The sequence below is a fragment of the Microbacterium sp. LWO12-1.2 genome, assembly GCF_040675875.1.
Lineage (GTDB): Bacteria > Actinomycetota > Actinomycetes > Actinomycetales > Microbacteriaceae > Microbacterium.
On sequence record NZ_JBEGII010000001.1, the window covers coordinates 2,767,538 to 2,791,307 of the forward strand.

General features: G+C 69.2%; 21 protein-coding genes. 5 read left to right on the forward strand and 16 right to left on the reverse strand.

All coding sequences use genetic code 11. The features are described 5' to 3' along the window. Nucleotide 1: 1 nt before the first annotated feature. The 8 genes from MRBLWO12_RS13225 to MRBLWO12_RS13260 form a co-directional block, all read right to left on the reverse strand. On the reverse strand, nucleotides 2–880 hold the full coding sequence (locus tag MRBLWO12_RS13225) for a carbohydrate ABC transporter permease (RefSeq protein WP_363556172.1): 879 nt from the start codon (nucleotides 878–880) through the stop codon (nucleotides 2–4). Beyond that, complete coding sequence (locus tag MRBLWO12_RS13230) at nucleotides 877–1,821, reverse strand: carbohydrate ABC transporter permease (RefSeq protein ID WP_363556174.1); 945 nt, start codon at nucleotides 1,819–1,821, stop codon at nucleotides 877–879. The genes MRBLWO12_RS13225 and MRBLWO12_RS13230 overlap by 4 nt, the downstream gene beginning before the upstream one ends. A gap of 76 nt (nucleotides 1,822–1,897) precedes the next feature. Further along, nucleotides 1,898–3,253 carry an ABC transporter substrate-binding protein gene (locus tag MRBLWO12_RS13235; protein WP_363556176.1) on the reverse strand — a complete coding sequence of 452 codons (1,356 nt, stop codon included), beginning with the start codon at nucleotides 3,251–3,253 and terminating at the stop codon, nucleotides 1,898–1,900. Between the two features lie 162 nt (nucleotides 3,254–3,415). Next, on the reverse strand, nucleotides 3,416–4,369 hold the full coding sequence (locus tag MRBLWO12_RS13240; RefSeq protein WP_363556178.1) for a 3-hydroxyacyl-CoA dehydrogenase family protein: 954 nt from the start codon (nucleotides 4,367–4,369) through the stop codon (nucleotides 3,416–3,418). Then, a complete protein-coding gene (locus tag MRBLWO12_RS13245; protein ID WP_363556180.1) occupies nucleotides 4,366–4,833 on the reverse strand; it encodes a ribose-5-phosphate isomerase in 468 nt (155 codons plus the stop codon). Before MRBLWO12_RS13245 ends, MRBLWO12_RS13240 begins: the two co-directional genes overlap by 4 nt. Beyond that, complete coding sequence (locus MRBLWO12_RS13250) at nucleotides 4,830–6,572, reverse strand: dihydroxyacetone kinase family protein (protein ID WP_363556182.1); 1,743 nt, start codon at nucleotides 6,570–6,572, stop codon at nucleotides 4,830–4,832. Before MRBLWO12_RS13250 ends, MRBLWO12_RS13245 begins: the two co-directional genes overlap by 4 nt. Next, nucleotides 6,569–7,552 (reverse strand): sugar phosphate isomerase/epimerase family protein, encoded by a 984-nt coding sequence (locus tag MRBLWO12_RS13255; protein WP_363556184.1) that lies wholly within the window; start codon nucleotides 7,550–7,552, stop codon nucleotides 6,569–6,571. Before MRBLWO12_RS13255 ends, MRBLWO12_RS13250 begins: the two co-directional genes overlap by 4 nt. A gap of 220 nt (nucleotides 7,553–7,772) precedes the next feature. Then, a complete protein-coding gene (locus MRBLWO12_RS13260; protein WP_363556186.1) occupies nucleotides 7,773–8,468 on the reverse strand; it encodes a GntR family transcriptional regulator in 696 nt (231 codons plus the stop codon). Between the two features lie 129 nt (nucleotides 8,469–8,597). Here MRBLWO12_RS13260 and MRBLWO12_RS13265 point away from each other — a divergent pair, with 129 nt between their 5' ends. After that, nucleotides 8,598–9,617: a LacI family DNA-binding transcriptional regulator gene (locus tag MRBLWO12_RS13265; protein ID WP_363556188.1), complete on the forward strand. Its 1,020-nt coding sequence runs from the start codon at nucleotides 8,598–8,600 to the stop codon at nucleotides 9,615–9,617. 34 nt (nucleotides 9,618–9,651) lie between these two features. Here the strand turns inward: MRBLWO12_RS13265 and MRBLWO12_RS13270 are convergent, their stop codons facing one another. From MRBLWO12_RS13270 to MRBLWO12_RS13300, 7 genes are all read right to left on the reverse strand, one after another. Further along, nucleotides 9,652–10,743, reverse strand: a complete 1,092-nt coding sequence (locus MRBLWO12_RS13270) for a hypothetical protein (RefSeq protein WP_363556190.1) — start codon at nucleotides 10,741–10,743, stop codon at nucleotides 9,652–9,654. A gap of 64 nt (nucleotides 10,744–10,807) precedes the next feature. Further along, nucleotides 10,808–13,522 carry an alpha/beta hydrolase-fold protein gene (locus tag MRBLWO12_RS13275; RefSeq protein WP_363558608.1) on the reverse strand — a complete coding sequence of 905 codons (2,715 nt, stop codon included), beginning with the start codon at nucleotides 13,520–13,522 and terminating at the stop codon, nucleotides 10,808–10,810. 346 nt (nucleotides 13,523–13,868) lie between these two features. Next, entirely contained in the window at nucleotides 13,869–15,059 is a 1,191-nt protein-coding gene (locus tag MRBLWO12_RS13280; RefSeq protein ID WP_363556192.1) for a bifunctional 2-methylcitrate synthase/citrate synthase, read from the reverse strand. A gap of 1 nt (nucleotide 15,060) precedes the next feature. Then, nucleotides 15,061–15,975 carry a methylisocitrate lyase gene (prpB, locus tag MRBLWO12_RS13285; RefSeq protein WP_363556194.1) on the reverse strand — a complete coding sequence of 305 codons (915 nt, stop codon included), beginning with the start codon at nucleotides 15,973–15,975 and terminating at the stop codon, nucleotides 15,061–15,063. After that, nucleotides 15,975–17,501, reverse strand: a complete 1,527-nt coding sequence (locus MRBLWO12_RS13290; RefSeq protein ID WP_363556196.1) for an MmgE/PrpD family protein — start codon at nucleotides 17,499–17,501, stop codon at nucleotides 15,975–15,977. Before MRBLWO12_RS13290 ends, prpB begins: the two co-directional genes overlap by 1 nt. Further along, nucleotides 17,498–18,193, reverse strand: a complete 696-nt coding sequence (locus MRBLWO12_RS13295) for a GntR family transcriptional regulator (protein ID WP_363556198.1) — start codon at nucleotides 18,191–18,193, stop codon at nucleotides 17,498–17,500. The genes MRBLWO12_RS13290 and MRBLWO12_RS13295 overlap by 4 nt, the downstream gene beginning before the upstream one ends. 279 nt (nucleotides 18,194–18,472) lie before the next feature. Next, nucleotides 18,473–19,531: an EamA family transporter gene (locus MRBLWO12_RS13300; protein ID WP_363556200.1), complete on the reverse strand. Its 1,059-nt coding sequence runs from the start codon at nucleotides 19,529–19,531 to the stop codon at nucleotides 18,473–18,475. Nucleotides 19,532–19,570: 39 nt separating this feature from the next. Here MRBLWO12_RS13300 and MRBLWO12_RS13305 point away from each other — a divergent pair, with 39 nt between their 5' ends. Further along, nucleotides 19,571–20,107, forward strand: coding sequence for a CGNR zinc finger domain-containing protein (locus MRBLWO12_RS13305; RefSeq protein ID WP_363556202.1), 537 nt, complete (start codon nucleotides 19,571–19,573; stop codon nucleotides 20,105–20,107). An 8-nt stretch (nucleotides 20,108–20,115) separates the two neighbouring features. Here the strand turns inward: MRBLWO12_RS13305 and MRBLWO12_RS13310 are convergent, their stop codons facing one another. Beyond that, a complete protein-coding gene (locus MRBLWO12_RS13310; protein WP_363556204.1) occupies nucleotides 20,116–20,481 on the reverse strand; it encodes a VOC family protein in 366 nt (121 codons plus the stop codon). 210 nt (nucleotides 20,482–20,691) lie between these two features. Here MRBLWO12_RS13310 and MRBLWO12_RS13315 point away from each other — a divergent pair, with 210 nt between their 5' ends. The 3 genes from MRBLWO12_RS13315 to MRBLWO12_RS13325 are packed head-to-tail and all read left to right on the forward strand — an operon-like array spanning nucleotide 20,692 to nucleotide 23,768. Beyond that, complete coding sequence (locus MRBLWO12_RS13315; RefSeq protein ID WP_363556206.1) at nucleotides 20,692–21,315, forward strand: glucose-6-phosphate isomerase family protein; 624 nt, start codon at nucleotides 20,692–20,694, stop codon at nucleotides 21,313–21,315. 9 nt (nucleotides 21,316–21,324) lie between these two features. Then, the gene (gene xylB, locus MRBLWO12_RS13320; protein WP_363556208.1) at nucleotides 21,325–22,815 is read left to right on the forward strand and encodes a xylulokinase; all 1,491 of its coding nucleotides are present in this window, start codon (nucleotides 21,325–21,327) and stop codon (nucleotides 22,813–22,815) included. Then, a complete protein-coding gene (locus MRBLWO12_RS13325; protein WP_363556210.1) occupies nucleotides 22,815–23,768 on the forward strand; it encodes a phosphoglycerate dehydrogenase in 954 nt (317 codons plus the stop codon). Before xylB ends, MRBLWO12_RS13325 begins: the two co-directional genes overlap by 1 nt. The last annotated feature ends 2 nt before the right edge of the window (nucleotides 23,769–23,770 follow it).

A 23,770-nucleotide genomic window follows, 5' to 3' on the forward strand; every position in this document is an offset into this window, starting at 1 on the left:
ACTACTTGAGACTTCCGATGGAGAGCCCGCCCTGCCAGTACTTCTGCAGGGTGAGGAACGCGATGATCAGCGGGATCACCGAGACGAGGGAGCCGAGGATGATGATGCTCCAGAGCGAGGTGCCGCCGGCGTTGTTCGCCGAGGCGATGCCCTGCCACATGCCGATGCCGACCGTGACGGGGAAGAGGCGGTTGTCGGACAGCATCGCGAGCGGCAGGAAGTAGTTGTTCCAGGAGGCCACGACCGACAGCAGCAGGACCGTGACGATCGCTGGGCGCATGAGCGGGATCGACACCTGGAGGAACGTGCGCAGCTCCCCCGCACCGTCCACACGGGCGGCGTCGAGCAGCTCATCGGGCACGGCTTCACGGGTGTAGATGTTCATGAGGTACACCCCGAACGGGTTCAGCAGCGTCGGCAGGATCACCGCCCAGATCGTGTTCGTCAGACCCACCTGCGAGAACAGGATGAAGGTCGGGATGACGAGCGCCGTCGTGGGCACCATGACCGACCCCAGCAGCACCGCGAAGCTGAAGCTTCGACCGCGGAAGCGGAACTTGGCGAATCCGTAGCCGGCCAGCACGGCGAGCACGGTCGCGCCGATGCCGCCGACGAAGGCGTAGAGGGCGGAGTTCAGCATCCACCGCGCGTAGATGCCGTTCTGGTAGGTGAACAGGTCGACGAGGTTTCCCCAGTAGTCGATGTCCGAGGAGAACCACAGCGAGCTCCCGCCGCCGAAGAGTCCGGCCGCATCCTTGGAGCTGTTCACGATGACCCACCAGAAGGGGATCAGGAAGTAGACGACCAGGAAGCCGAGGAGTACCTGAAGGGGCAGGTGCCGGCGACGCGCCGCACGGGTGGAGTCGGTGAGAGTCGTCATGACAGGAAGCTCCCGCGCTTTCGGGTGATGAACATGAAGAGGTAGACGCAGACGAACACCACGGCGCCGAGGGCGAAGGAGATGGCCGATCCGTAGTTGTAGTTGGCCAGCGCGAATGCCTGTTGATAGGCGTACATGTTCGGTGTGAGGTCGGCGGGGATCGCTCCGGATGCCAGATATCGCAGGATCTGCGGCTCGTTGAAGAATTGCAATGTGCCGATCAGGGCGAACACGAGGATCAGCAGGAGCGCCGGAGCGATCAGCGGGATCTTGATGCGCAGAGTGATCTGCCATCCGCTCGCTCCGTCGATGCGCGCCGCTTCGTACAGCGTCGGGTCGATGCCCTGCAGCGCGGCATAGATGATGATCATGTAGTACCCGGCCCACTGCCAGGTCACGATGTTGAGCAGGCCGAAGAAGACGAGGTCGCGGCTGAGCATGTCGGGGCCGGCCATGCCGAACAGACCGAAGATCTCAGCCATCGGGCCGAAGCTCTTGCTGTACAGGAACCCCCACATGAGGGCACCGATGACCGCGGGGATCGCGTACGGCAGGAAGATCATCAGGCGCGAGAAGCGCGCGAATCGGGTGACCACCGCATCGAGGATCAGAGCCACCCCGAGCGACACCGCCATCTGCAGCGGGATCAGGATGGCGGAGAAGCCGATGACGAAGCGGATGCCGTCGAGGAAGTTCGGGTCGGTGAAGGCCTTGATGTAGTTGTCGAACAGGACGAACGTCGTCCCGCCGATCATGCGTGTCTGGAAGAGGCTCAGGTAGAGCGCGTAGAGCAGTGGCGTGACGAGCAGTGCGAGGAACACGATCGCGAAGGGGGCGACGAACGCCCAGCCGACGCGGCCGTGCGTCGACGCACCTCCGCGCCGCGCACCGCTCTTCTTCGTCTTCGTCGTCTGCGGGCGAACCGCGATGTCGACAGTCATGGATGACTCCTGGATTGAGGGGGAAGGGGGACGCGGTGGGCCGCCCGCACCGAGGGGCGACCCACCGCGAGGGCGGTCACTCGACGGTGAAGCCCTGCTCCTCGGCATACTTGACGACCGATTCCTGCAGGCCGTCGGCCGCCTCCGAACCGGAGACCGCCCCCTCGTTGATCGACGCGAGCTGTTCGTTGAACGCATCGAAGTAGTACGCGCCGAACGGCGTGTAGGTCATACCCGTGTACCCGTTCGCCGCGGGGACGTACACCTCCTTGTTCGCCAGCTGCCCGCCGAAGAACGGCACTTCGTAGTTCTCGAAGTCGGGCGAGTTGAGAGCGGTGAGGTTGAGCGGGAAGATCACCTGGTTCTGCCAGCCGTCGGTCAGCGAGGCCTCATCGGCGTAGACGCCGAAGGCGACCTTGGCCGCGAGCTCGGGGTTCGATGCCTGGCTCGTGACGGAGAAGGCGGAGCCACCCCAGTTGACGTAGGTCGGGTTGGAGGCGTCCCACTGCGGCAGCGGAGCGGTCGCCCAGACACCGGCGTCCTCTCCCTCGCCGACACCCGCGCCCGTCAGGTACCCGGGGGCCCAGGCCGCGGAGATGTAGGTGGCGTAGTCGCCGCCGATGACACCGGCGATGTACTCGGGGGTGAACTGATCCTGCGTGCCGACCAGCCCCTTCTCGACCATGCCGTCCCAGTAGTCCAGGACCTCCTTCGACGCGTCGTCGTTGAGGTTGATCGAGATCTTCTCGGGGTCTGCGGAGTCGTAGGTGAAGGGCTCCGCACCGTTCTGGTACTGCAGCGCCATCATGACCGCGGGCACGTTGGCTCCGAGGTCTCCGAACAACGGCCCGCCGGCGTCCTTGACCTTCTGCGCGGCCGCTTCGTACTCGGCCCAGGTGGTGGGCGGGGTGATGCCGTAGGTCTCGAAGATGTCCTTGCGGTAGATCATCCCCATCGGACCGCCGTCGACCGGAACGCCGTACACGCCCTCGCCGACCGAGACGTCCTTCCAGGCCCCTTCGCTGTAGTTGTCCTTGACGTCCTCATAGCCGAATGCGGCGATGTCGACGATCGCGTTCTGCACCTGGAAGGTGGGGATGCGGTCGGCCTCGATCATGATCACATCCGGGGCACCGGTGCCCGCGGTGATGGCGGTCTGGAACTTGTCGTACTCGTCACCACCCTGGCCTGCGTTGGTCCAGCAGACCTGGACGTCGTCGCTCGCCTTGTTGAAGTTGTCGACGACGAGTTCCATGTTCGGATACCACGCCCACATCGTCACGACCGGAAGATCCTTCTTCTCGATCGTGTTGGTGCAGTTGGTGGCTGCGTTGCCGCCGTTCGCTTCCGTGCCGCCGCTGTCGGCGCACGAAGCGAGGCCGCCCGCGAGGACGAGAGTGAGTGCCGCAGCGAGAGCGTGCTTCGTCTTCACTGTGTTTCCCTTCGGATACTGGACTTCATTGTTCAATGCCCCATCCGGTCGTCGGGACGCGAGATGGTTAGGATTACAACGTTGTATTTCTAACGTTGTAATTTTACCGCAGACGTTGCCTGCGGTGTCAAGGAAGACGCCGCCGGAATACCGGCATGACGTCTAGTAGTCGATCGGTGCCGGGCCGATCTCGTCGAGCAGCTTCGCCATCGCCGCGTACGCACGGTCCCGGTAGGCGACCAGCTCAGCGCTGCGTTCGGGCGGAGTCGCCAGGAAGCCCCGGCCGCTCTTCACGCCCAGCTCCCCGCGCTCCACTCGGTCGCGGAGGACTGCCGGCTCCACGAACCGTTCGGGATACGCCTCCCCCAGCGAGCGATAGCAGAACTCGTAGACGTCGAGACCGGCGATGTCCGCGATCGCGAACGGCCCGAAGAACGGCAGCCGGAAACCGAAGGTCGTCCGCGCGATGGTGTCGATGGACTCTGCGGTCGCGACCCCCTCCTCCACGAGGCGCGCTGCCTCCGTGAACAGCGCGTACTGCAGCCGGTTCAGCACGAAACCCGTGACATCAGGAACCTCGACCCCGGTCTTGCCGCACTCCGCGAGCAGTGCGATCATGCGCGAGACGACGGCACGGTCGGTGCCTGTGTGCGGGATCACCTCGACCCCGGGGATGAACGTCGCCGGGTTGCTGAAGTGCACGCCGAGGAAGCGCTCCGGCCGCTCGACCGCTTCTGCCAACGATGCGATCGAGATCGTCGAGGTGTTGCTGCCGATGATCGCCGTCGACCGCGCCGCCGCGCTGATCCGGCGCAGGGTCTCGTGTTTGACGGCGAGGATCTCCGGCACCGCCTCCTCGACGATGTCGGCGGCGGTCACCGCATCCTCGATCGAGTCGGCGGCGCGCACGGCAGCCGCGATGCGTGTCGCGGCGCCCGCCGGGAACAGGGCTCTCGCCTCGAACTCCTCCGCCTCGCGGATGATCCGCTCTCGGCTCTGCGCGGCCTGCTCCGCTGTCACGTCCGCGAGGACGACCTGGCGCCCGGAGAGGGCGATCACCTGCGCGATCCCACCGCCCATGTAACCGGACCCCACCACTGCGATCTGCTCCGTCATGCCGACTCCTCCGCGTCCATCTGCTCGATCAGTTCCACCTTGGCCGATGAGGGCGACCGGGGGTCGAATGCCAGCCCCAGCCACTCGTCCACCAGAGTCTTGGCCAGCTCCGGCCCGATCACCCTGGCGCCCAGCGTGAGCACCTGGGCGTTGTTGCTGAGCACCGACCTCGCGACCGAGTACGCATCATGCGCCGTCACCGCCCGCACTCCGCGCACCTTGTTCGCCGCGATCGCCATGCCCAAGCCGGTGCCGCACACGAGGAGCGCCCGGTCCATCCGCCCGTCCGCGACCATCCTCGCCGCTTCCGACGCGACGCGGGGGTACGGGGTGTGACCGTCCGCACCGACGCCGACGTCGACCACGCCCGCCACCCGCGGGTCCGCCTCCAGCAGCACGCGGAGGATCTCCTTGTACTCATAGCCGGCGTCATCCGCGCCGATCACGATCTTCCAGCCGGTCATCGCCGTCCCTCTGTCCGCTCATCTGCATCGGCCCACTCCGCGAGCGTCTCCACGATCAACGCGAACGACACGGCTCCGGGGTCGGGATGGCCGATGCTCTTCTCTGCCAGTGGACGCGCGCGCCCCTTGCGCGGACGCAGCGTTGCGGTCTCCTGCGCGGCCCCGTTCGCCGCCGACGCCGCCTGCCGGAGCGCGGTCGCGACGGGTACGCCCTCCGCGACCGCGCTCCGCAGCGCCGTTTCGAACGGCAGCAGCGCGTCGAGCATGGTCTTGTCCCCCGCCTCGGCGCCGCCCAGCTGAGCGATCCGTTCGCGGGCAGCCGTCACCGCTGCGACGACCGCCTCTCCGCTCTGCGCTCCTGCGTCGTCGGCGACCCGACCGAAGGCAGACAGCGCGGCCCCCCAGAGCGCTCCCGATGTTCCTCCGGCGGTCTCCGACCAGGCCTCGCCCGCCGCGGTCAGCAGCGCCGAGAGGCCGTCTCCTTCCGGACGGGCGGATGCCGCCGCGACCGCCGCCTCGAGACCTCTGCTCATACCGATGCCGTGGTCACCGTCCCCGGCGATGGCGTCGAGCGCCCCGAGGATCTCCGCCTGCTCCACGACGACGTCACGGACCAGGGAGAGCAGGTCGCGGGCGGTGTCGGCGGCACGCTGCGAGGCCGGGGAGGCGTGGTGCCGCTCGACGATCTCATCGACGGCGGAGCGGTTCGGGCGCACGGCGTCATCCGGCGTCCCCGCATCCGCCACTGCGCCGCGCCGGAAGGCGGGCGACGCCGCGGGCGCATCCCACAGCTCCTCCAGCTCGTCGTCGAGCCAGAGCAGGGTGACCGAGACGCCCCCCATGTCGAGGCTCGTGACCAGCTCACCGCAGAGCGGACTCGCCACGACGATCCCCGCGTGCTCGAGCTCGCGGTGCAGATGCCCGAAGAGCACGAAGAGCTCCTCGTACTTGACCGTTCCCAAGCCGTTCACCAGAAGGGACACGTGCGCTCCGGCCCCCTGCGGCCGTTCCGCCAGCAGCGGCTCGAGGAGCGTGCGCGCCAGTTCGGGCGCCCCCTGCACGGGGACGTCGCGGATGCCGGGCTCGCCGTGGATGCCGAGCCCGATCGACATCATGCCCTCCGGCACCTCGAACAGCGGCTCGCTCGCTCCCGGCACCGTGCATCCCGAGAATGCGACGCCGATCGTGCGCGTGCGGTCGTTCGCATGCCGCGCGAGCCTCTCGACCTCGTCGAGGGAGTCGCCCCGCTCCGCTGCCGCACCGGCGATCCGGAAGACGCACAGATCCCCGGCGATGCCGCGGCGCTGCGCCGCATCGGCCACGGGAGCGCTGGCGATGTCATCGGTCACCAGCACGGTGCGCACGTCGAGACCTTCATCGCGCAGTCGACGCTCGGCCTCCCCGAAGTGGATGACGTCGCCGGCGTAGTTGCCGTAGCTGAAGAGCACTCCCCCTCCCGCGTCGACCGCGTGGGCGACGCGCACCGCCTGGCCCGCCGAGGGCGACGAGAAGATGTTGCCGCACACGGCTGCCGCCGGCATCCCGATCCCGACGATCCCCCCGAACGCCGGGTAGTGACCGGATCCTCCACCGACGATGACCGCGACCTGGCCGGGAGCGAGCGGGGCACGGCGAGCGACCCCGCCCTCCACGCGGCGCAGCTCCTGCGGATGCGCGAGCACGAGGCCGTCCAGCGCCTCGGCGACGAAGGTGTCGGGATCGGAGACGATGCGGGTCATGATGCGACCCTCTCCGCATGCTGAGCGACACGGCTCGCCCCCGGGGCGTACGGCCGGCGCGGGAGGATGCGCCCCCGCAGATAGTCGCGGTTCGCGGCGCTCATGCTCAGCCCGTCGCCGCCGTAGTGCTCCGTGCAGATGACTCCCTGGAAGCCGCTCTCGATCGCCATCCGCAGTGCAGTCCGGTAGTCGATGAGTCCGCTCTCCAGATACGCGGGCACCGTCGTGATCACCCCGGAAGCCGGATCCTCGTCGCGGGTGTAGTTCTTGACATGCCAGAAGTTGGTGAACGGCAGCGTCAGGGCCATGACCTCGCGCCAGTCCTCCACCGGCTCGTGCAGTCTGATCAGGTTCCCCACGTCGGGATTCAGCCCGACCTCCCGCATCCCGATCTCCTCGATCATGCGCACGGCCGATGCCGCGGTGCCCAGGAACGTGTGCTCGTACATCTCGAGCGAGAGCAGGATGCCGAGATCGGCGGCGTGCGCCCCGAGCTCGCGGAATCGGCGGATCGCCAGCGCCCACGCCTCGGCGTCGTCCGAACGATCGCGGTGGCCTTCGACCGTCCAGAACCACAGCTGCTCCCGCTGCCGGGGCGTCAACGCCTGGTGCAGCCCGACGGAGACCACGCCGATGCCGAGCTCGGCCGCGAAGTCGAGAGTGCGGTGGCTGTACGCGAGGTTCGCCTCGCCCGCTTCCGCGTCGATCACGCTGCGACGGATAGCCGAGACCGAGCTCGCGCGGAGCCCCGCATCCGACAGGGCCGCGCGCAGCGTCTCCCGTCCGCGCACATCCAGGTCGCCGTAGCGCAGCCAGGAATCGGTGAGATCGACGTGCGTGAAACCGGCATCGGCGACCTCGCGCAGCGTCGTCGACCACTCCCGCCGCAGCGCCTCTTCACCAGCGGCGATCGGCAGGTGCGCCACGAACGGCAGCATGGCGGCCGCGATCGGCCAGTCTTCGGCAGTGAACGCCATCATCCATCAACTCCATTGAATCAGGTATCATGCACGATACACGGTTCTACCGGATCGTGAGAATTTTCTGCGAACGGGCATGCCGGATCACGATGGCGCGCGGCGACCGTCGCAGATCGCTCCGCCGTCGGCGCGCGTCATCCGCCGGTCGCGAGAATCACCTGTCGGCAGCAGGGATCACGGGCGCGCAGAAGTCATCCGCGCGCAGGACGGCGCAGGCGACTCAGTCCTGGATCTCGGCCAGCGCGCGGGTGCGCACGCCGACGAGGTGCGTGCGCATCGCCTGCGAAGCCGCGTCCGCATCCCCTGCCGAGATCGCGCGCGCGATCGCACGGTGCTCGGCGACGGTCGTCTCGGCGTCGGTCACGCCCCGCCCGGAGAAGAGGCGGAATCGCTGCACGTGGCTGCCCAGCGCGTCGTAAGCGTGCACCAGGAAGCGGTTGTGCGTGCCCGCAACGATCGCCCGGTGGAACTCACGATCGGCGTCGTAGTACGCACGGAAGGAGTCGAACTGCTCGCCATGCGGCGCCGCTGCCAGCGCGACGACGCTCGCCTCGAGCTCGTCGACGAGTCCGTCTCTGGCCGGACGGAGCGCGGCCGCCGCCGCCACGGCCGGCTCGAGGAGCAGACGAGCGTCGATCAGATCGGCCAGTTCGTCGGCCGTGAGGGCCGGAGCGACGCGGTAGCCCCGCAAGGCCAGCCGCTGGACCAGCCCCGTCGACTCCAGACGCGTGAGCGCCTCGCGCACCGGGCTGCTCGAGACCCCGAACTCCCGGGCGAGAGCATCGATGCTCAGCGGCGAATCAGCCGGCAGGTGCCCGTCGATGATCAGGCGCAGAAGCTGGTCATGCACGTCGTCGACGACCAGACGAGGACTGATCCGCTCGGGGCGGACGGGTCGGCGCGGCTCGGTCGGCATTGCGCCATCCTACGGGTCAGCGGAGCCCACCAGGCCGCTCCACGGCGCCGAGCAGCGCGGAAGCTAGAGTATGGAGAACGTGCCGCAGCAGCGACGCGACGCGGGATGGGCGGGGTGATGGGTTCGACGATGCACGACGTCGCGCGCCTCGCCGGCGTGTCGATCAAGACCGTGTCGAACGTCATCAACGACTTCCCGCACGTGCGGCCGGACACACGCGATCGCGTGCAGGCCGCGATCGACGAACTCGACTACCGCCCCAACCTCTCGGCCCGTGGGCTGCGGTCGGGGAAGACCGGGGTCATCGGTCTCGCGGTGCCGGCGCTCCGGGAGAACTACTTCGCCGAACTGGCCGACGCGGTCATCCGTGCGGCGGACGTGCGGGGCCTCGGGGTCGTGGTCGAGCAGACCAGCGGCGAGCGCACCCGCGAGCTCCAGGCCGTCAGCGGAGGGCGGCTGCGCCTGACCGACGGACTGCTGTTCAGCCCGTCCGCCCTCGGCCAGAGCGACGCCGAGGCGCTCGGCACCGACTTCCCCCTCGTGCTGCTCGGTGAGCGGATCTTCAACGGCCCCACCGATCATGTGGCCATGCACAACACGACCTCGGCACGGGCAGCGGTCGAGCACCTCATCGACACCGGACGCCGACGCATCGCGATCATCGGCGCGGAAGAGCAGCGCGGCACCGAGGTGAGCTCGGCGAGCCTGCGTCTGGACGGGTACCTCGAAGCGCTCGATCAGGCGGACATCCCGATCGAACCGCGCCTCATCCGTCCCAGCATCCACTGGAACCATGCGGCGGGCGCCGACACCACTCGGCAGCTCATCGAGGAGGGCGTCGCGTTCGATGCCGTCTTCGCGCTCAACGACACCATGGGTCTCGGCGCGCTGCGCGCACTCGGCGAGGCCGGCCTGCGCGTTCCGGAGGACGTCGCCGTGATCGGCTTCGACAACACCGACGAGGCGCACTTCTCGGTGCCGTCGCTGTCGAGCGTCGATGTCGGTCGCGAGCAGATCGCCGTCGCCGCCGTCGATCTGCTCATCGAACGCATCGAGGAGAAGGGCGTGCGCCGCCCTCCACGCACCATCACGCCCGACTTCCGTATCGTGCGCCGCGAGTCGACCGGGTTCCCCGGCACCCGCCGCTGATCCTCCGCCCCGTCACCTTCGGTGCGGACGTCGCTCAGGCGCGATCAGCGCCCTGCGCGGCTGCGACGGCCTCGTCGATCCGCGCCTGTACGCGCGCGGCCGAGCGTGTGCGGAGGCGTCGGAACAACAGCACGCCCCCGACGACGAGCACGATCAGCGCCAGCTGCGCCCACGGCACTGTCCACACCGTGAACGCCTCCTCCGACGCAGCGAGCGCGCCCTCGATCTCATCGTCTCCGACCGCAGCCGGGGACGCGACGACGCGGCCATCCGCGAAGAACAGCGGCCACACCGGCATCCGGACCTCCGCGGGGCTCGACTGTCCCGGCAGGAGCTCCCGCTGTGCGAGCGCGGACGACTCGTCGGACAGCAGACCGAACGGCCCCGCCGTCCCGACCACCGTCTCGGCCCCCAGCCGCACGTTGCCCGTGTTGGCGAGGTCGTAGCGCACCACCAGCGTTCCGGGGGCGAAGGGATTCCAGGAGGGCTCGTACGTCGCCTGCACGACCTCGGGATGCACTCCCGCCACGATGTCACCCGACACCCGCAGGTGCACCCGGACACCGACACGGGAGGCGAGCTGCACCTCCGAGGCGGCGTCGGGCAGCAGCTCGGCGACGATTCCCGCCGGATGGTCGCCCGGGGCCGCATCCGCGGGGATCTCGATGCGCACGGGGAAGACGACGCTCTCCCCTGCGGGGACGCTCACGGCGAAGCCGCCGTCCTCGCGGGGTGCCGCCCCCTCGACGGCGCCGAGTGCCACCCAGGCACCTCCACCCGTCGGCTCCTCTCCGGCGGGGATGAGGTCGAAGCTGCCGTCGCCCCCGACGGTTCCGTCGCTCGCGTAGACCGCGAAGGTCGCCGCCTGGGCACTGAAGTTCGACAGCGCGAGGCTCTCTTCCACCGACGCGCCGGGATCGACCCGGTGCCGCAGGGAGACCCGCCCGTCCGGTGCGCCATCGACGGCCGGTTGCAGCGCCCAGGTGATTCCCGCCGCAGGATCGGGCGCGGTGTCGGCCTCGGCGGGAACGGGCAGGGGATGCGCGCCCGCAGCGGCCGGCTGCCCGATGGCGAGCATCAGGGCCAGTGCGGTCGCGCCGAGCAGAGAAAGAGGATGCAGGTTCATGGTGCTCCAAGCCGTCGTGCGGCCGGTCGAGGAAACGACCGGCCGCACGGGGTGAGGTTCCGGGTCAGTCGACCGGGAACAGGGAGATGGACAGAACGCTGGAGTACGAACCCGGCTGCGTGTCGACCGGCACCTCCAGCTGCAGACCGGCTCCGAGCTTCGCGGAACCGAAGCGCCCCTCGGTGGAGGCACTCGCCAGCTCGCCGGCGGTCGAGAGACCCGAGCCGCCGTCGAGTGCGGTGGCCAGCGCATCTCCGGCCGCGAGGCCGGCACGCGGCGTGAGCACCTTCGGCACCCAGCCCAGGTGATCGGCCTGGATCGTCTGGCCGCCCGAGGTGAAGGGCTGCGCCTGCGCCGCGACGGTCCATCCACCCAGGCCCGCCTGCTGCGCCGTGCGGGAGTCCGTCACCGCGACCTCCGGCAGTTCGCCTGTGAACCGGAGCCGGTCACCCACGTTCTGCGGAGCGGACAGGGCGATCCCGGCGCCGTACTCCGCGACGGTCATCGCGAGCACACCGTTCTCCCCCTCAGCGATCGCGGCGGTCACGGGGATACCGGATGCCGTGTCGGCGGCGAACAGCTTCGGCACGAAGTCGATCAACGCCTTCTGCCAGACGTCCCAGCTGTGCGGCCCGGGGATCGGGGCATGGAACTCGTGGGTGATGCCACGGGTCTCGAGCGCACTGATGAGCGACATCGTGTTCTGGTAGGTGAAGTCCTGGATGTCGCCGGTGTAGACGGCCAGGAGCTTCGTGCCGGCGTTGATCGCGTCGACGTCGGCGCTGGCGGGCGGGGCGCTGAATGCCGAGAAGGCACCGATGTACGCGAACTCTCCGGGGTGCGCGTAGAGCGTGCTCAGCGCATGACCGGAGCCCATCGAGAGACCGGCCAGTGCGCGCTGCGCCGGATCGGAGCTGACGTTGTACGCCGCTTCGGTGGCCGGCACGATGTTCTGCAGGATCTCCTTCGGATAGTCGACACCGTTGCCGTTCGCCATCACGACGACCATCGGACGGATGGTGCCGTTCGCGTAGTGGTTGTCGAGGATCTGCGCAGCTCGTCCGACCTGGATCCAGTCGCTCCACGTCTGCCCGCCTCCGTGCTGGAGGAAGAACACCGGATACGGCTCTTCGCGCTCGGGGTCGTAACCGGGCGGCGTCCAGACGTAGGCCGAGCGATCCTGTGCACCGGCAAGGGTCGGATAGTCCATGGTCTCGACCGCGCCGCGCAGCTCGGGCGCCACATCGCCGGTGAACTCACCGCGTACGCCGCTTCCGGCCACGAAGAACGTGCTCCACTTGGACTCCGAGGTGACCACGGTCGGGTTGCCCGCATCCTTGTGATCGACGCGGTCCACCACGAACTTGTAGTAGTAGGAACCGCCGTCGAGCGGTCCGAGGGTGAGCCGCCAGCGGTCGCCGACCTTCTCCATCGGGATGCGGAGCCAGTTGCCCGCCGGAGCCCAGTTCGCCCAGATCGTGACGTTCTTCGCGGCACTGAACTCCGTGCCGGTCTCGAAGGTCACGACGCCGTGCTCGTCGACCCACGGGGTGGGCGTGGTGCCCGTGGCGGGGAGCGAGTGCGCGCCGTTCAGGGCGCGGTGCCCCTCGCTCACCCCGTGATCGTCGACGTCATGGAAGAGCCGGGAGGCGAAGTCTTGCAGCGACTCCTGCCAGGTCTCCCAGATGCCGCCGTAGCTCGGGTTCACGCCGTCGAACTCGTACTCCACGCCGGCCGCGTCGAGCTTCGACGTCAGGGCGACGTTCTGGTTGTACGACCGGTCCGTGGTGTTGCCGACGTAGAGCCGGATCAGATCGGTGCCCTCGTTGATCTGCGTGGCCTTCGCCGCGCTGATGCTGCTCACCAGGTTGCCCGAGAACGACCCGACCTTTGAGAACTCCCCGGGGTCGGTGACCATGAGGTTCAACGCCTGCGAGGCGCCTCGACCGATTCCGGCGATGGCCTGGCCTGCCGCGTCATCCGAGATGTGGAACTCCTCGCGGGCCGCGGGAAGCAGGCTGTCGAGCACCTCGGACCGCACATCGGTCGAGTTCCCGTCGCCCATCACGACGACCATGGGCTCGATCTTCCCCTCGACGGCGAGGTTGTCGAGGATCTGCGCGGCGCGCCCGAGCTCGGTCCACTCGCTGTGCGCCTGACCGGCATCCTGCAGCAGGTAGAGCACCGGGTACTCGTCGGCGCGGTTCGCGTCGTAGCTCGGCGGCGTCCACACCTGTGCTGAGCGCTCCTCGCCCGCGGTGGCGCTGTCGTAGGTCAGCGTGTGCAGTTCTCCACCGGCGGGCACATCCGCCTGCCAGGCAGCGGAGGCTCCGCCCACGAAGAACGTGTTGTACGAGGGCTTCGCGGTGACCGGCTGCTCGGTGGCCGGGTTGCGGAACGTGACGAGCTGTTCGGTACCCGCGATCGTGGCCTTGTACTGGAAGTAGTACTGTCCGGGCTCGAGCGGCCCGATCGTGGCGGTCCAGGAGCCGCCGCTGAGGCCGAGGTTCAGCTGCGACCAGCTGTGACCGGGGCCGAAGTTGCCCTCCACCGCCAGGGATGCCGGCGCACTGCCGACCTGACTGCGCACCACCGAGTCCGGCACCGTGAACCGGTACAGACCGTCGGCGGGTTGGGATATCCATGGATCCGCCGGAGTGTCGGCGGCAGCTGCGGGCTGCGCGGCCAGCAGCGAGCCGGCCCCCACCGCCGTCGCCGCCAGCAGTGCGACCCAGCGGCTTCGACCGCCGCGGGGGGAGGCACTCGTTCGAGTTTTCATCACCTTTGATTCCTCTCGTGTCATCCGCGCGCAGAACCGCACACGGTTCGGACCGTGCTCTGAGGAGCCGGTCCTGCGCGAGATCACGACGCCGCGAGAAGAGCAGATTTACAACGTCGTAATCTTGCTGCCTGACAGCATGTCGCGCCGATATTCCGGTGTCAAGGCAAAATTACGACGTTGTAAAAAATGGGGAGTGTGCGGGCGGCACTCCTGCCCCGCCGGCAGCCACCCAAATCGCCGAGACCCACCGACGCCGCCGAGACCCACCCCCGCACACGTCGGCAGGGGTGGGTCTCGGCGTTGATGATGGGTCTCGGCGCCCCGGACCGAAGTGCGAGCCGGGTCAGCCGGCCGCTTCCTCCGGACGTTCGAGCACGTCGATCGCCGAGGTGTCGGGCTCGTACTCGTCGATGTGACGCTCGTGCGGACCGTCGTACAGCGACAGCGGGCGGATCAGCGCGTTCGACCCCTGCTGTTCGATGATGTGCGCGGTCCATCCGGTGATGCGTGCCGCGACGAACAGCGGAGTGAAGGTGAGCGTGTCGAATCCGATGAGGTTGTACGCCGGCCCCGAGGGGTAGTCGAGGTTCGGGTAGATGCCCTTGCGTCCGACGAACTCGCTCTCGAGCTTGTCGTACAGCTCGCCGACCGCCGGCTTGTCGTAGTGCGCGACGAGCGAGTCGAGCGCCGCCTTCATGGTCGGCACGCGCGAGTCGCCGCGCTTGTAGACGCGGTGCCCGAAGCCCATGATCTTGCGCTTCTCGGCGAGCGCAGCGTCGAGCCACCCCTCGACCTGGTCGGCCGTGCCGATCTCGTCGAAGATGTGCATGACGGCCTCGTTCGCGCCTCCATGCAGCGGTCCCTTGAGCGCGCCGATGGCCCCGACGACCGCCGAGTACAGGTCACTGAGGGTCGACGTGATCACGCGGGCCGTGAACGTGGAGGCGTTGAAGGAGTGCTCCGCGTAGAGGATCATCGAGCGGTTGAACGCATCGACCACCACCGGTTCGGGCTCCTCGCCGAACGTGAGCCAGAGGAAGTTCGCGGCGTAGTCGAGGTCGTCGCGCGGCTCGAGGGCGTCGAGTCCCCGGCGGCGGCGCTGCCCGTACGACACGATCGCCGGAAGCGCGGCGAACAGCGTCAGGCTGCGCTCCTGGTTCTCCTCCGGCGTGCCCACGGCATCGAGCACATTGGCGATGCCCGCGGTCTCGATCGCACCGATCACGCTCACGGCGGTGCGCACCTCGTCCATCGGGTGCGAGTCCAGCGGCAGCCGGTCGATCGCGTCCTTGACCTCGGGCGAGAGGGCGCGGTGCTGCCTCTCGGTCAGTCGGAACGCGGCCAGCTCTTCGTGCGTGGGCAGCTCGCCGTTCCACAGCAGGTACGCCACCGCCTCGAAGGACTGCGTCGCCGCCAGCTCCTGCACGGGGTAGCCGCGGTAGAGCAGGCTGTTCGTCTCGGGGTTGACCTTCGAGATCGCCGTCGTGTCGACGACGACGCCCGCGAGGCCCTTCTTGATGTCCGGCTCGGTCATGTCACTCCTTCGTGGGTTCCCGCTCGAGTGTGAAGTTGAAGACCCCGGAGTCGAAGTGGTTGTACGACTCGTAGTCGATGAGGTCGTAGAGATCGGCGCGGTGCTGCATCTCGCCGAGCTTCGAGGTCAGATGCCCCTCGTCGTTCAGAGTATCGAGCGCACGGCCCGCCGCGCCCATCGCAATGCGCAGCAGCGACACCGGCCAGATCACGATCCGCACCCCGGCGCTCTGCAGCTGGGCACTCGAGAAGAGTTCGCTCTTGCCGAACTCCGTCATGTTCGCCAGGATCGGCACGTCCAGCGCGTTCGCCATGGCCTCGAATTCGTCGAGCGTGCGCATGGCCTCGGGGAAGATCGCGTCGGCCCCGGCATCCACCAGCGCCTTGGCGCGGTCGATCGCGGCGTCCAGCCCCTCCACCGCACGGATGTCGGTGCGCGCCATCAGCAGGAAGTTCGGGTCTCTGCGGGCGTCGGCGGCGGCACGGATGCGCTTGACCGCCGTATCCTCGTCGACCACGCTCTTACCGTCGAGGTGCCCGCAACGCTTCGGGTTGACCTGGTCCTCGATGTGCATGCCGGCGAGGCCCGCATCCTCGAGCTCCTGGATCGTGCGGGCGACGTTCATCGGTTCGCCGAACCCGGTGTCGGCATCGACGATCGCGGGCAGGTCGGTGATGCGGGCGATCTGCTTCGCGCGACCGGCGACCTCGGTCAGCGTGGTGAGGCCGATGTCGGGGAGCCCGAGGTCGGCGGCCAGCACGGCGCCCGAGATGTAGACGCCGTCGAAGCCCTTCTGCGCGATCAGCCGGGCGCTGAGCGGGTTGAACGCACCGGGGAAGCGCAGCAGCTCCCCGCTCGCGAGCCGTTCGCGGAACAGCCGGCGCTTCTCGGCCGGGGTGGTGGTGGAGTACAGCATCAGAACAGCCCCGACGGCGCCGGTGCGGACTCGAGCAGCCCGGGCTTCGCGACGATCGACAGCTCGCCGACCTCCGCGGGCGTGAGCTCGGGGAGCCGCTGCACGAGCGCGAGGAACCGCTCGATCTCGGCCGGCTCCAGCACCGGCTCGGCGAGCAGACGGAACTTCGCGATGTAGTTCTCGCGCGCGAACGGCCGGGCACCGAGCGGATGCGCGTCGGCGACCGCGATCTCATCGACCACGGTCGAGCCGTCGGTGAGGCGGAACTCCACCCGGCCGCCGAACGCCTTCACGTCGGGGTCCTCGGAGTGGTACCGGCGGGTCCACTCGGCATCCTCCGCCGTGGTGATCTTGTGCCACAGGGCGACGGTGTCTTCCCGACCCGCACGCGCGGGGGCGTAGGAGTCGACGTGGTGCCATCCGCCGTCCTGCAGTGCGACCGCGAAGATGTACGGGATCGAGTGGTCGAGCGTCTCTCGCGATGCCGTGGGGTCGTACTTCTGCGGGTCGTTCGCACCAGAGCCGATCACGTAGTGCGTGTGATGGCTGGTGTGCAGCACGATGGCCTCGATGTTCGCGGGGTCGCGCAGCGCCGGGTTCTCGGTGCCGATCTTGCGAGCCAGGTCGATCCACGCCTGCGCCTGGTACTCGGCCGAGTGCTCCTTCGTGTACGAGTCGAGGATCGCGCGCTTGGGCTCACCGGCGGCGGGAAGCGGCACCTCGTACGCGGCATCCTTGCCGTCGAGCATCCAGGCGATCACGCCGTCTTCGCCTTCGTAGATCGGTGCGGGGCTGGTCTGTCCGCGCATCGCCCTGTCGACAGCCTCGACGGCCATCTTGCCGGCGAAGGCCGGGGCGTGCGCCTTCCAGGTCGAGATCTCGCCCTTGCGGCTCTGACGGGTGGCGGTCGTGGTGTGCAGGCCCTGGCCGACGGCCTGGTAGATCGTCTCGACGTCGAGCCCGAGCAGAGTGCCGATGCCGGCCGCGGCCGAGGGGCCGAGGTGGGCGACGTGGTCGATCTTGTGCTTGTGCAGGCAGATCGCGCGCACGAGGTCCATCTGGATCTCGTAGCCGGTGGCGATGCCGCGCACGAGCGCCCGGCCATCCTTGCCCGCGTGCTGCGCGACCGCGAGGATCGGCGGGATGTTGTCGCCAGGGTGCGAGTACTCCGCAGCGAGGAACGTGTCGTGGTAGTCGAGCTCCCGCACCGCCACGCCGTTCGCCCAGGCGGCCCACTCGGGGCTGGTGCGGTGGTCGAGCGCGGCACCGAACAGGTTCGCGCCCACGCCACCGGTCGAGACCGGGTGGCTGAACGCCTGCGCACGGGCGGCGTTGATGGGCGCGCGGGTGAGGGATGCTGCCGCGACGGACGCGTTGTCGATGATGCGGTTGATGATCATGTCGACGACGGACTGCTCGACCTCGACCTGATCGGCGGCGACCTCGGCGATCTTCCAGGCGAGTTGGTCTTCCCTGGCGAGGTTCTCATCGCTGCGGTGGACGCGGACGTGGTGCGTGACGGTCATGAGTGTCCTTCTTCGTGGGAGACGGAGCTGTCGGGGAGGGAGCTGTCGGGGAGGGAGTCGAGGATGCCGGTGAGCGCGTTGTGCAGGTGCACGTGCGTGGCGTGCGCGGCGAGGTCGCCGTCGCGGGCGGCGAGCGCCTGGGCGATCGTGCGATGCTCGGCGGCGGATGCGGCGAGCCGGTCGGGCTTGTCCCGCGCCATGCGCCGTACCCGGACCAGGTGCGTGCGCACGGTGCGCAGGGCCGAGGCGATGTAGTCGTTGGCGACCGCCGCGTCGAGGGCGGCGTCGAAACGGGCGATCAGCGCGTAGTAGGCGTCGCGCCCTTCGACCGCGGACAGGTCGACGTGCGCGAACTCGGTGGCGAGGGCGGCGAAGTGCGCGGCGTCTCCGCGCGCGGCGGCGAGGCGGGCGGAGGTCTCCTCCAGCGCACGTCGGATCTCGAACAGGGCGCGGATGTCGTCGGCATCCAGATCCGCGACGACCGTGACGCGGGGCGACTGCTGCACGACCAGTCCGTCGGCGGCGAGACGGCGCAGCGCCTCGCGCATCGGCGTACGGCTGACGCCGAGCCGTTCGGCCTGCTCGACCTCGCCCAGCACGACGCCGGCGGCGAGCGCTCCAGACTGGATGCCGTCGAGCAGCGCCGCATACGCGCGATCGCCCGCCGTAGTGCGCTCCGCGGGAAGGGTCATGCCCTCAGTGTATACATAAAGCCCGGACGTAGGTCTTCTGCTGGCTCACGAGACCACATTCGTATACATTCACGGCCCGCTCCGCCGCGGCATCCGCCCGGCCCGTCACTCGCCACACTCCGCGAGCGCCGCCGACACACCCAGGAGCATCCGCCGCCTCCCTCGCCACCTGCAGGAGCATCCGCCACCTGCAGGAGGAAACCGGACGGATCAGTCCTGCACGTCGCCATCCGTCCTGCAGGTCGCGCGGCAGGAGGCACGCCACACGTCACAGGTGACCTACCGCACGTCGGATGCCGGCGCACGGCGCGGGTCGGATGCCGGCGCAGGGCGCGGGTCGGACTCCGACACCACCCCTACCTCAGACACCACCCCCACCTCGGGCAACGGCTCGACGAACTCCGCCGGTGCAGGTTCGCCGAGCTTCACCACCACGACCCCGGCGAGCACGAGCACTCCACCGAACATCTGCAGCAGGTCGGGGAGCTGACCGAGCAGCAGCCATCCGAACAGCAGCGCGGCGACGACTTCGGCCAGGGCGATGAACGAGGCCAGGCGGGAGCCCAGCATCCGGGTCGAGACGATCCCGAGCATGTAGGCGAGGGCCGTGGCGAGGAGGCCGATGGCGAGCACGGGCACGAACCACGGCACGCTGCCGAAACGGTAGGTGATGTCATCCGTGGTCCAGGCGATCGGCAGCACGCCCACCAGCCCGGCGACGGTCAGGCCGATGGCTCCGAACAGCAGCCCACCACCGGCGAGCGCGAGGGGCGGGAGCCCGGTGTCGGCCTTGGCCGAGAGGATGAAGTAGGTCGCCGCTCCGACCATCGCGCCGAGCGCCCAGAGGATGCCGGCGCCGTTCACGGTCGCCCCGGTGAGGATGTCGAGCATCAGCACGAGTCCGACGAAGGCGATCACGGCGCCCAGGATGCTGCGGCGACTGGGGCGCTCACCGCGGCGGAGCCACAGCCAGAGCACGACCGCGATCGGGGCCGTGTACTCGATGAGCAGGGCGATGCCGACGTCCATCACCGCGACCGCCTGGAAATAGCAGAGCTGCGTGGCGGCGACGGCGAGGAGTCCGTACGCGGCCATCATGCCGAAGTTGCGGCGGAGCACGCCCCAGCGCCCTCGCAGCGAGAGGATCGCGGGGATCAGCAGCACGAGGGCCGCGACCCAGATGCGCGCCGTGACAGCGGCACCGGGCGTCCATCCGGCGTCGATGAGCCCGCGGGCCCATCCGCCCGACATCCCGAAGGCGAAGGCGGCGCCGATCGCGAGCGGCAGCCCGAGGCGCACGCCCCGCACCACACCCGCGTCATTGCTCATCTTGCTCATGACATGTGACGCTACCCGTCACCGATGTAAGATGTCAACATGATCTTCACCGATGACACGGAAGAGGGACTCCGGGCCGCCGTCCGGCTCGTGAACTCCGCCGAGGATCCCGACACGCTCGCCGATCTCGCCCAGGAGCGCGCGTTCCTGCAGGAGTTCCCGTACACCGGGCGCCTGGACCGTGATGAGGCGGAACTGGCATCCCTGCGCGACCTGCGTCCACGCCTGCGCGCGATGCTGCTGGCGCCCCGCGACGAGATGGCCGCGCACGTCAACCACGCGCTGGCCACCGCGCACCTCTCTCCCCACCTGGTGCGCCACGGCGACATGGACTGGCACCTGCACGCGGTCGACGACGAGCGCCCGCTCTCGGAGCGCGTGCTGATCGAGACGGCGATGGCGCTGATCGACGTCATCCGCACCGATGAGGGATCACGCATCTCGGTCTGCGCCGACGACACCTGCGAAGCCCTCGCCCTCGACCTCTCCCGCAACCGCTCCAAGCGCTACTGCTCGACCGCCTGCGCGAACCGCAACGCCGTCGCCGCCTACCGCGCCCGCCGCGCGGAGGCGTAGTCCGGGCGTCAGTCCATCGACACGACGCCGTCGAACAGCCCGATGTGGTTGCCGTCGGGGTCGACGATCACGGCCCAGGCGCTCGTCTCGGTGATGGGCTGCTTCTGCATCGCGACCGAGCCCCCGGCGGCGAGCGCGGCGGCGATCGTGTCGTCGATCGAATCGACCTCGACGTAGGAGCGGGGCTGTGTGAAACCCTCGCTCCGCGGCGCGAGACCGCCACCCGAGAGATCGTTGGGGGCGCGCCACATGGGGTACCCCTCGAAGCCGGGCGGCTCGGAGATGCTCCAGCCGAACAGCTGACTGTAGAACGCGGTCGCCGCTCCCAGATCGCTCACCGGGATGTCGATGTGGGTGATGTCTCCGTGCGCCATGATGCTCCTTTTCGCCGAACCGACGCAGTCAGTATGCGCCGCTACGCCGACACCCGGAACCCCGTCTTCGCGCACCTGCGCACTGCGACCTGCACGCATGCGCGATTCAGCCTGGACGACACCTGTCATAACAGGTATGCTCACTTGTTATTACAGGTTGCCGTCCACCGCAGCCGAGCAATGACGCCCACCGCTCACGAGGAGCCCCGTATGCCCGAGTTCCACACCCCGCCGATCTCCCCGATGGCGATCGCCTTCGACGCCGAGAAGCTCACGCTCTCGCCCGAGGGGCCCACGCTCACACGGCGGATGTCCGACCTCGAAGGCCTCTTCCTCGATGGTGACGCGTGGGCTGCGGCATCCGCCGGCGACAACCCGGTCGTGTACACCGTGGTCAGCTCCCCCGTGCCCGAGGTCGACCGCGAGCTCCCCCAGTCGATCACCACGATCATGCCGGGCGACACCTCCGGTGAGCTCTGGATGACGAAGGGCCACCAGCACCCGAACCACCAGGGCGAGATCTACCTGGCGCTGAAGGGGCGTGGCGGACTGCTCATGTTCGACGGCGAGCGCACCGAATGGCTCGACATGCTCCCCGGCACCATCGGCTACATCCCGCCGGGCTGGGCGCACCGCTCGATCAACACGGGAGACGAGCCCTACTCGTTCCTCGCCGTCTACCCCGGAGGGGCTGGTCACGACTACGGCTGGGTGCTCGAACACGGCATGGGGTCCCGCGCCTACCGCGGCACCGATGGTGCCGTCGACCTGCGCCCGTACGCGACACCCGCCGGCTCACCCTCCGGCACGACGACCTCCGCCCCCACGGCATAGCCTCCGACCATGCTCATCGCGCACGACCTCGGCACGACCGGGAACAAGGCCTCGCTCCACCACGACGACGGCCGACTGATCGCCTCGGTCACGGTCCCCTACCCCGCCCACTTCGCGGCAGGCGGCATCGCCGAGCAGAACCCCGTCGATTGGTGGGAGGCCGTCGTCGCCGCCACCCGCGACCTGCTCGCCCGCACCGACACCGCTCCGTCCGCGGTCGCCGGCCTCGTGGTGAGCGGGCAGATGATGGGCGCCGTGCTGCTCGACGCCGACGGCGAGCCCGCGCGCCCGGCGATCATCTGGGCCGACACCCGCGCAGGTGCGCAGCAGCGCGAGCTCGAGGCCGCTCTCGGCGCCGAGCACGCGTACGGCATCCTCGGCCACCGGCTGAACCCGACGTACTCGGTCGAGAAGATCATGTGGGTGCGCGACAACGAGCCCGATGTCTGGGCGCGCGTGCGTCGCGTGTGCGTCGCGAAGGACTTCATCGTGCTGCGCCTCACCGGCCGTCTGGCGACCGACCGCTCCGACGCCTCGGGCACGAACGCCTACGACCAGCGCATCGGCACATGGTCGGACGAGGTGCTGCAGGCCGCGCGCCTCGACCGTGCACTGTTCCCCGAGGTGCTGGAGTCCACCACGATCGCCGGGACCCTGACGGATGCTGCGGCCGCAGCCCTCGGCCTGCACACCGGTGTGCGCGTGGTGATGGGTGGCGGCGACGGCCCCATCGCCGCCGTGGGCTCCGGAGTGGTCGCGCCCGAGGACGGCGCCTATGTGTGCCTGGGCACCTCGTCGTGGATCTCGTTCGCCGCCGACCAGCCCCTCCACGACCCCGCGATGCGCACCTTCACGTTCGACAACGTAGTGCCGGGCTCGTTCGTCCCGACCGCCACGATGCAGGCCGGCGGAGCATCCGTGCAGTGGATCGCCGAGGCCCTCTCGGCAGATCCCACCCGACCCGAGACCGGCCGACTCACGGCCGAGGCCTCGGCGGATGTCGACACCGAGGGGCTGTACTTCCTCCCCTATCTGCTCGGCGAGCGCTCCCCGCTCTGGGACCCCGACGCCCGCGGCGCCTTCGTGGGCCTCGCGCGCCACCACACCAGAGCGCATCTGATGCGCGCGGTCCTGGAGGGCACGGCGTTCAATCTGCTGACGTGCATCCAGGCGTTCCGCGCGTCGGGCGCCGTGATCGACCGCATCGATGCGGTCGGCGGCGGTGCGCAGAGTGACGTGTACCTCTCGGTGCTCGCCGACGTCTGGGGCGTTCCGGTGCGTCGACGCACGATCGTGGAGGAGGCCAACAGTCTCGGCGCAGCGGTGACGGGTGCGGTCGGCCTCGGGCTGGCGGAGTTCTCAGCGGCCCGTGCACTCAGCGATGTCACCGACGAGTTCGTCCCGGATGCCGGGCGCCACGCGGTCTACGCCGCGCGTCACGCCCGGTTCGCCGACGCCTACACGGCGCTGGCGCCCTGGTTCGCCGGAGGGTCGCGCTGATGGGTGTCATCCTGGTCACCAGCCGTTCCTTCTCCGACGGCGACCTCGACCTGGTCGAGCGCGCCGGCCGCGCCGGTCACCGGATCCTGCGCGGACCCGCCCATCACGACCTCGAAGAACTCCGCTCCCTGCTCCACGGCGCCGACGCCTGGATCGCGGGCACGGGAGAGGTGACCGAGGCACACCTCTCCGCGGCACCCAAGCTCAAGGTCATCGCCCGCTACGGCGTGGGCACCGAGGCCGTCGACCTCGGCGCGGCGCGGCGCCGCGGCATCCCGGTCACCAACACTCCGGGAGCGAATGCGGATGCCGTCGCCGACCACGCCGTCGGCCTCATGCTCTCGATGCTCCGCTTCATCCCCGACGGCGACCGCCGGGTGCGCGATGGCGACTGGGTCGTGCGCCGCGGGCGCGAGCTCGGCGCGGCGACCGTCGGCATCGTCGGCTTCGGGCGCATCGGCCAGGGTGTCGCGAAGCGGCTGAGCGGCTTCGGATCCCGCATCGTCGCAGCCGACCCGTACCTGCCGGCCGACCTCATCCGTGCGAACGGTGCCGAGCCGGTCGAGCTCGACGAGCTGTTCCGGGTCGCCGACGTCATCACTCTGCACGCCCCCGGCGGCCAGCTGCTCGTGGATGCCGGTCGCCTGGCCGGCATGCGCCGCGGCACGGTGCTGGTGAACACGGCCCGCGGCGACCTCGTCGAGGAGGCGGCGATCGCCGATGCGCTGCGCGACGGCATCCTCGCGGGATTCGCCGCCGACACGCTGTACGGCGACACCGCCGCAGCCCACAGCCCGCTGCTGTCCGCCGACCTCGCGGACCGGGTGATCGTCACGCCGCACCTCGGCGCGCAGACCACTCAGGCCGTCGACAACATGGGCTCCCTCTCACTCGACGACGTCATCGCCGTGCTCAAGGGCGCGGAGCCCGCCCACCCCGTGACCGCTCGCTAGGA

Coding starts and splice junctions, on each gene's coding strand:
- MRBLWO12_RS13300 (WP_363556200.1), bottom strand. CDS start 19,531: ATGAGCAAGATGAGCAATGACGCGGGTGTGGTGCGGGGCGTGCGCCTC.
- MRBLWO12_RS13315 (WP_363556206.1), top strand. CDS start 20,692: ATGCCCGAGTTCCACACCCCGCCGATCTCCCCGATGGCGATCGCCTTC.
- MRBLWO12_RS13310 (WP_363556204.1), bottom strand. CDS start 20,481: ATGGCGCACGGAGACATCACCCACATCGACATCCCGGTGAGCGATCTG.
- MRBLWO12_RS13260 (WP_363556186.1), bottom strand. CDS start 8,468: ATGCCGACCGAGCCGCGCCGACCCGTCCGCCCCGAGCGGATCAGTCCT.
- MRBLWO12_RS13325 (WP_363556210.1), top strand. CDS start 22,815: ATGGGTGTCATCCTGGTCACCAGCCGTTCCTTCTCCGACGGCGACCTC.
- MRBLWO12_RS13230 (WP_363556174.1), bottom strand. CDS start 1,821: ATGACTGTCGACATCGCGGTTCGCCCGCAGACGACGAAGACGAAGAAG.
- MRBLWO12_RS13245 (WP_363556180.1), bottom strand. CDS start 4,833: ATGACCGGCTGGAAGATCGTGATCGGCGCGGATGACGCCGGCTATGAG.
- MRBLWO12_RS13265 (WP_363556188.1), top strand. CDS start 8,598: ATGCACGACGTCGCGCGCCTCGCCGGCGTGTCGATCAAGACCGTGTCG.
- MRBLWO12_RS13295 (WP_363556198.1), bottom strand. CDS start 18,193: ATGACCCTTCCCGCGGAGCGCACTACGGCGGGCGATCGCGCGTATGCG.
- MRBLWO12_RS13240 (WP_363556178.1), bottom strand. CDS start 4,369: ATGACGGAGCAGATCGCAGTGGTGGGGTCCGGTTACATGGGCGGTGGG.
- MRBLWO12_RS13250 (WP_363556182.1), bottom strand. CDS start 6,572: ATGACCCGCATCGTCTCCGATCCCGACACCTTCGTCGCCGAGGCGCTG.
- xylB (WP_363556208.1), top strand. CDS start 21,325: ATGCTCATCGCGCACGACCTCGGCACGACCGGGAACAAGGCCTCGCTC.
- prpB (WP_363556194.1), bottom strand. CDS start 15,975: ATGCTGTACTCCACCACCACCCCGGCCGAGAAGCGCCGGCTGTTCCGC.
- MRBLWO12_RS13280 (WP_363556192.1), bottom strand. CDS start 15,059: ATGACCGAGCCGGACATCAAGAAGGGCCTCGCGGGCGTCGTCGTCGAC.
- MRBLWO12_RS13305 (WP_363556202.1), top strand. CDS start 19,571: ATGATCTTCACCGATGACACGGAAGAGGGACTCCGGGCCGCCGTCCGG.
- MRBLWO12_RS13255 (WP_363556184.1), bottom strand. CDS start 7,552: ATGATGGCGTTCACTGCCGAAGACTGGCCGATCGCGGCCGCCATGCTG.
- MRBLWO12_RS13290 (WP_363556196.1), bottom strand. CDS start 17,501: ATGACCGTCACGCACCACGTCCGCGTCCACCGCAGCGATGAGAACCTC.
- MRBLWO12_RS13270 (WP_363556190.1), bottom strand. CDS start 10,743: ATGAACCTGCATCCTCTTTCTCTGCTCGGCGCGACCGCACTGGCCCTG.
- MRBLWO12_RS13225 (WP_363556172.1), bottom strand. CDS start 880: ATGACGACTCTCACCGACTCCACCCGTGCGGCGCGTCGCCGGCACCTG.
- MRBLWO12_RS13275 (WP_363558608.1), bottom strand. CDS start 13,522: ATGAAAACTCGAACGAGTGCCTCCCCCCGCGGCGGTCGAAGCCGCTGG.